Here is a 6,231-nt window from a genome sequence, read left to right as displayed (position 1 = left end):
GAGTCGTCAGGTGCACGCGATCGAATCCTGGCTGGTCAACGAATCCGACTCGCTGATCACCTGTTCAACGTCGATGAGCGAGGAGATCACCGAACTTTTCGGGCCCGGCCAGGCCGAAACCACGGTGATCCGCAATGGGATCGATGCGGCCCGGTGGCCGTTCGCCCCACGACGCCCGTGCACCGGCCCACCCGAGCTGGTGTACGTCGGACGGCTCGAATACGAGAAGGGCGTGCACGACGCCATCGCCGCGCTGCCGCGAATCCGGCGCGCCCACCCGGGGACCACGCTGACCGTCGCCGGGGAGGGCACCCAGTACGACTGGCTGGTCGAGTGTGCCCGCCGGCACCGGGTGCGCAAGGCGACGCGCTTCGTCGGGCAGCTTGACCATGAGGAGTTGCTGGCGTTGCTGCACCGGGCCGACGCGGCGGTGCTGCCCAGCCATTACGAGCCCTTCGGGCTGGCAGCGCTGGAAGCCGCCGCCGCTGGCACCCCGCTGGTGACGTCCAACGCCGGCGGGCTGGGCGAGGCGGTGATCGACGGGGTGACCGGTGTGTCCTGTCCGCCGCGCGACGTGGCCGGGCTGGCGGTCGCGGTTCAGGGAGTGCTCAACGATCCGGTTGGTGCGCAGCGCCGGGCCGCTGCCGCCCGCGAGCGGCTCACCTCCGACTTCGACTGGGGCACGGTGGCCGACGAGACCGCGCAGGTGTATCTGGCCGCCAAACGGCGGGAGCGAGAACCGCAACCGCGCCGGCCGATCATCGAGCACGCGCTGCCGGACCGGTGAAAAGCAGCGCGGCGTCGGTCGTGGCTACCAGGACGACGGTGGTATTGTCCGGCCAGGTCGGCGTAGCGCCAGCGTTGCCCACGCGGGTTGCCGGTACGCTGCGTTGACTGCGACACGGCACGCGGCAAAGCGCCCCCCGACGTGCTTCTTGTGTCGGCATTCCAGCACCGGGGCACTGAGGGCTTATGACGCGACCAATCGAAGGCCAGGTAGCGGCGGTGACCGGCGCCGCACGTGGAATCGGCCGGGAGATCGCCCGGCAGTTGGCCGCCGCCGGGGCGCGCGTCGCCATCGGTGATCTCGACGTCGAGGCTGTGCGCCGCACCGCAGCCGAGCTTCCCGGCACGGTCGAAGGATTCCAACTCGACGTCACCGACACCGGGTCTTTCCGGAACTTCCTCGCCGCGACCGAGTCGCTGTGGGGGCCGATCGATGTACTGGTCTGCAATGCCGGTGTGATGTGGGTCGGCCCGTTCGACCAGGAACCCGAATCGGCGACGAAACGCATGCTGGAAGTCAACCTGCACGGCGTCATACGCGGTGTTCGGCTGGCGGCACCCGCGATGCGGGCACGCGGCGGCGGACACATCGTGACCGTCGCCTCAGCAGCGGCAAAGGTCTCGCCCCCCGGCGAATCCAGCTACGCGGCCACCAAACACGGCGTGTTCGGCTATCTGGTCGGTGTGCGCGAAGAATTGCACGGCAGCGGAGTCCAGGTCTCGGTGATCATGCCGGCCGTGGTGGACACCGACCTGGCCGCCGGCACCTCCGCCGGCGGCGCCCGGCTGCTGCAGCCGGGCGACGTCGCGCGCGCCGTTGTGCGAACCGTGCGGCGGCCGCGCTTCGAGGTCACCGTCCCCAGCTATGTCGGCCCGCTGACCCGGTTCGCCGGTGTGCTGCCGCAGCGGCTGCGTGATTTTGCCTGGCGGCGCATGGTCCCCGATCAGGTTGCGGCGACACGCGGCTCGTCGGTGCGCAGCAAGTACCAGCAATCCCTTACCGAATCCACCGAAGCAGGCGATCAGCGGTAGCGGCCTGCGGCTGGGCTCCGGCTCAGCGGGACGCTTTCTTGCGTTCGATGTCGGCCAGCGCGGCGGCCAACTCGGCGCGCTGCGCGGCCGAGGTCTCCCAGGCCAGCTTGCGGTTCTTGACCACCTTGGCCGGTGCGCCCACCGCGATCGAGTAGTCCGGGATGACACCGCGCACCACGGCATGTGAACCCAGTACGCAGCCGCGGCCGATGCTGGTGCCGCGCAGCACGGTCACCTTGGCCGCGACCCAGGTGTCCGGGCCGATGCGGACCGGACTTTTGACGATGCCCTGGTCCTTGATCGGCAGGTCGATGTCGTCCATTTTGTGGTCGAAGTCGCAGACGTAGCACCAGTCGGCCATCAGCACCGAGTCCCCGACTTCGATGTCGAGGTAGGCGTTGATGACGTTGTCGCGGCCCAGCACCACCTTGTCGCCGAACCGCACCGAACCCTCGTGCGCGCGGATGGTGTTCTGGTCCCCGATGTGCACCCATCGACCGATCTCCAGCTGAGCCAGTTCCGGGGTGGCGTGAATCTCCACGTCCTTGCCCAGGAAGACCATGCCGCGGGTGATGACGTGCGGATTGGCCAACTTGAACTTCAGCAGCCGCCAGTAACGCACCAGGTACCACGGGGTGTAGGCCCGGTTGGCCAGCACCCACCTCAGCGAGGCCAGAGTGAGAAACCTGGCCTGACGTGGGTCACCTAACCGCGATCCCCGCCAGCGGCGACGAAGCGGGGCGCCCCACATGGTGGTCATGGCGGCAAAGCCTACGCGAACCTTCTGCCGCGCCGCGCTACCCTCACTTGGATTCACTTGGACTGACGTGGACTTGGTCAGCGACTTGGTCAGCGGCTTAGTCAGCGACTTGTTCGGCAACCGCGCGGAGAAGGACTGGGGACTGCACCGTGTTCGCCCAACGTGCTCGCCCGCTGAACTGGGCAAACCTGCGGCGGTTCGTTGCCGTGGTGTGGCTCGTCCCGCTCACCCTTCTCGCCCTTCCGCTGGGCGGCTGTGGCAACACCGACTCGTGGGTCGACGCCGCACCCGCACCCGGCTGGTCCGCCCCGTACGGCAACGCCGCCAACAGCGGCTACACCGCGACTGTCGGTGCACAAAACCTCCGACTGGCCTGGACCCGCTCCGTCAAGGGGGAACTGGGAGCCGGTCCGGCGTTGAGCGCACACGGCTGGCTGGCACTCAACGGGCAGACCCGAGAGGGTTGCTCGCTGGTGGAGTGGGAAAACGACAACAACGGCCGGCAGCGGTGGTGCACCCGGCTCTACCAGGGCGGCGGGTTTTTCGGCCCGCTCTTCGACGGCTTCGACAACGTCTACGTCGGCCAACCCGGCGCGATGCTGTCGTTTCCCACCACCCAGTGGATCCGCTGGCGTGCACCGGTGATCGGGATGCCCGCCACGCCAAGGATTCTGGGCGATGGCCAGTTGCTGGTGATCACCCACCTGGGTCAGGTGCTGGTCTTCGACGCCCACCGCGGCACGGTGGTCGGCAGTCCGCTGGACCTGGTCGACGGCGTCGACCCGACCGATTTCAATCGGGGATTATCCGACTGCGCCCCGGCGCGACCGGGCTGCCCGGTGGCCGCCGCGCCCGCGTTCGCGGCGTCGAGCGCGACGGTGGTGGTGAGCGTCTGGCAACCGGGTGCCAGGGCCGCCGGGCTGGTCGGGCTGAGATATCACCCGCGGGACAACCCGCTGCTCACCCAGGCGTGGACCAGCGACGCGGTCTCCGCCGGGGTGCTGGCCAGCCCGGTGCTGTCCGAGGATGGCAGAGTCGTCTACGTCAACGGCCGTGACCAACGGTTGTGGGCACTTGACACGGCCAACGGCACGCCGAAATGGTCTGTGCCGCTGACGTTTCTGGCGCAGACACCGCCCGCGGTATCCCCGGGCGGACTGATCGTGGCCGGCGGTGGGCCGAACACACATCTGGTCGCGTTCCGAGACCGCGGTGATCATGCCGAACAGGTGTGGCGGCGCGATGACACCACCCCGCTGTCGGCATCGAGCCTGGCCGGTGGCGCCGTCGCCTACACCGTTGTCGCCGGTACCGATGCGGGCCCGGGCGGGTTGTCGCTGCTGGCCTTCGACCCGGCCGACGGCCACAGCGTCAACAGCTATCCGCTGCCGGAGGCGAGCGGGTTTCCGCTCGGGGTTTCGGTAGGTCACGATCGCCGGGTGGTGACCGCCACCAGTACCGGGCAGGTCTACAGTTTCGCTCCGCAGTAACCGCTAACCCGGTAACCGGGGTGAACACGGTGTTGGAGCGTTACACCGTCAGTGGGGGGATGTCGTTGCGCGATACCCGGACGGAGGTGGGGCCGGCAGGCAGCGGTAGCAACTCACCGGGTGCGAAGTAGAAGATCAGGTCTTCGTCGGTGATGGCGAAGTTCTGATAATGCGACGGGTCGAGGCCCGAGCCTGCGGGAATCAGCGCCACCGACAACCCGGTCTGGCGTGCCAGTTCGCGCTGCACGATCGGGAAGATGGCATCCAGTGGTTTGCTGTTCGGCGCGAACAGCGTGTCGAACGTGATCGGCTGCCGCCGGGCCAGGTCGTAGTTGAAGGACTTGTACCAGGTGGAGGGGTGCGGCCCGCCGACCTCCTGGAAGATCTTGAGCACCACGCTTCGGGTGCCGTTCGGGGGCTGGCCGGAACGGTACTGCTCGGTGGTGGCGTCCATTTCGTAGGGTTGGTCGTGCGATCCGCTCGTCTTTGCCACGGAGATGAATCCGTCGCGGTTTTGCGCTACGTAGTCCGTCAGCACCTGCTGGTCGGGATAGTCGACCGGGAACTTCACGTCCACGGTGTAGCCGGCATTGGCGGCGTGGACGTGACATATCTGCCCGCTTTCCACCACTCCGCCCAGCTCGGCGCAGGACGACTGGGCGGCTGCCGGCGGAATGCCCGCCCAATTGCCCCCAGTGCTCGTTACACCCACCACACCTATCAGGAGGGCAGCCACCAGAATGCGCATCGTCGCATTGTCCCGTACCGTCGTCGCGAACAGAGGCCGAAATGAGAAGTTAGCCGCAGCCACCTCTACGGGAAGCCGGTGGTCAAGACGGCTTGACCCCGGTGACCATCACGTTGTAGAACCAGCCCTTCGGAATCACGTGGCGCCACACGTTGGCGTCCACCCAGCTCAGCGCGGTCCAGCTGCGGAATGCGAACATCGCCCAGTCCCAGCCCAGCTTCCCGGGCGGCACCGCGGCCTCGAAGGTGCGCACCGGCCAGCCCAGCATCGCGGCGGTGAACTCCTCGCTGGCCGTGGCTACGCCGACCGCTCCGGCGGAGATCGCCATCCGCTCCAGATCGGCGGGTTCGAAGGTGTGCAGATCGACCACGGCCTCCAACGCGGCCGCCCGCGAGGACTCGTCGAGTTCGGCTTGTGGGCGCCGCCAGCCGGAGAGCCCGGGTAAGCGGGTGACGTTGGTGGTGATCCGCCAGGCCAGCGTGGACAGGGCACGGGCATAACCGTTGCCAACGGTGGTCGGCTCCCCGGCGAAGACGAACCGCCCGCCCGGGCGCAGCACCCGCAGCACCTCCCGCAGCGACAACTCGACGTCGGGGATGTGGTGCAGCACCGCGTGACCGACCACCAGGTCGAAGGTGTCGTCGTCATAGGGGATGCCCTCGGCGTCGGCGACCCGGCCGTCGACGTCCAAGCCCAGCGCCTCCCCGTTGCGCACCGCGACGTTGACCATCCCGGGCGACAGGTCGGTGAGCGAGCCGCGCCGCACCACCCCGGACTGCATGAGATTGAGCAGGAAAAACCCCGTACCGCAGCCCAGTTCCAGCGCGCGATCGTAAGGCAGGTCACCGATCTCGGCTAGCTCCTCGGCGGGCACGATCGCGTCGAACCGGCCGCGGGCGTAGTCGATGCAGCGCTGATCGTAGGAGATCGACCACTTCTCGTCGTAATTCTCCGCTTCCCAGTCGTGGTAGAGCACCTGCGCGAGCTTGCTGTCATACCGGGCCGCTTCCACCTGCTCGGCGGTGGCGTGCGGCTGCGGCACCGGGTCGGTACTCGTCACGATGCGTCAGCCTATCGGCTGTGCGGGTTGATGGGCACGGTGCCCGCCGTGGCCTTAGATCGAGGCGAGGGCACCGCCGAGAAGCGCGTCGCCCGCCGCCCCTGCGGCCGCTCCCGCACTGTCGCCCAGCGCGCCGGTGATGGTATCGATCACTGCTTGCGGGAACTGGGTTGTCGCCGCGGCCACTTCGTCGAAACCGTTCTGGAGCGCAGGCTCGATTGTCGTTGGATCACCGCCGATGATGGCCTCCCAAATGTTCCACAGCGCCATCTGCGGCGCGGTGATCAGGTCGCGCCAGTCGACAAACAATCCCGTCAGCAAGCCCGGATGCTGCGGGACGTCCGTCCCGTCCCAG

Annotated in this window: 6 protein-coding genes and 1 pseudogene; 3 read left to right on the top strand and 4 right to left on the bottom strand. The window is 68.0% G+C overall.

Annotated features, from left to right (window positions below):
* Together AC2VON_RS10465 and AC2VON_RS10460 are read left to right on the top strand one after the other, a co-directional pair.
* A partial coding sequence (locus tag AC2VON_RS10465) for a glycosyltransferase family 4 protein (protein WP_486952893.1) occupies positions 1-787 on the top strand: 787 nt, incomplete at its 5' end.
* A 185-nt stretch (positions 788-972) separates the two neighbouring features.
* Positions 973-1,818 (top strand): SDR family oxidoreductase, encoded by an 846-nt coding sequence (locus AC2VON_RS10460; RefSeq protein WP_486952892.1) that lies wholly within the window; start codon positions 973-975, stop codon positions 1,816-1,818.
* A 22-nt stretch (positions 1,819-1,840) separates the two neighbouring features.
* On the opposite strand, the gene AC2VON_RS10455 is transcribed toward AC2VON_RS10460, so the two are convergent.
* Positions 1,841-2,578: an acyltransferase gene (locus tag AC2VON_RS10455; protein ID WP_486952891.1), complete on the bottom strand. Its 738-nt coding sequence runs from the start codon at positions 2,576-2,578 to the stop codon at positions 1,841-1,843.
* 209 nt (positions 2,579-2,787) lie between these two features.
* On the opposite strand from AC2VON_RS10455, the gene AC2VON_RS10450 reads away from it, so the two are divergent.
* Complete coding sequence (locus AC2VON_RS10450) at positions 2,788-4,068, top strand: outer membrane protein assembly factor BamB family protein (protein WP_486952895.1); 1,281 nt, start codon at positions 2,788-2,790, stop codon at positions 4,066-4,068.
* Between the two features lie 40 nt (positions 4,069-4,108).
* Here AC2VON_RS10450 and AC2VON_RS10445 read toward each other — a convergent pair whose 3' ends face one another.
* The 3 genes and pseudogenes from AC2VON_RS10445 to AC2VON_RS10435 form a co-directional block, all read right to left on the bottom strand.
* Entirely contained in the window at positions 4,109-4,816 is a 708-nt protein-coding gene (locus tag AC2VON_RS10445; RefSeq protein WP_486952890.1) for an esterase, read from the bottom strand.
* Between the two features lie 82 nt (positions 4,817-4,898).
* Entirely contained in the window at positions 4,899-5,879 is a 981-nt protein-coding gene (locus AC2VON_RS10440; RefSeq protein ID WP_486952894.1) for a class I SAM-dependent methyltransferase, read from the bottom strand.
* Positions 5,880-5,930: 51 nt separating this feature from the next.
* Positions 5,931-6,231: pseudogene (locus AC2VON_RS10435) on the bottom strand (histidine phosphatase family protein); the annotation flags it as partial.

Source organism: Mycobacterium sp. TH-M82 (genome assembly GCF_057473605.1).
The sequence above is the reverse complement of the archived record's forward strand: the minus strand, read 5'-3'. Positions and strand labels throughout refer to the sequence as shown.

Bases quoted from the DNA above. Each gene is read 5' to 3' on its own strand.
- AC2VON_RS10460 (WP_486952892.1), top strand. From the start codon at position 973: ATGACGCGACCAATCGAAGGCCAGGTAGCGGCGGTGACCGGCGCCGCA.
- AC2VON_RS10455 (WP_486952891.1), bottom strand. From the start codon at position 2,578: ATGACCACCATGTGGGGCGCCCCGCTTCGTCGCCGCTGGCGGGGATCG.
- AC2VON_RS10445 (WP_486952890.1), bottom strand. From the start codon at position 4,816: ATGCGCATTCTGGTGGCTGCCCTCCTGATAGGTGTGGTGGGTGTAACG.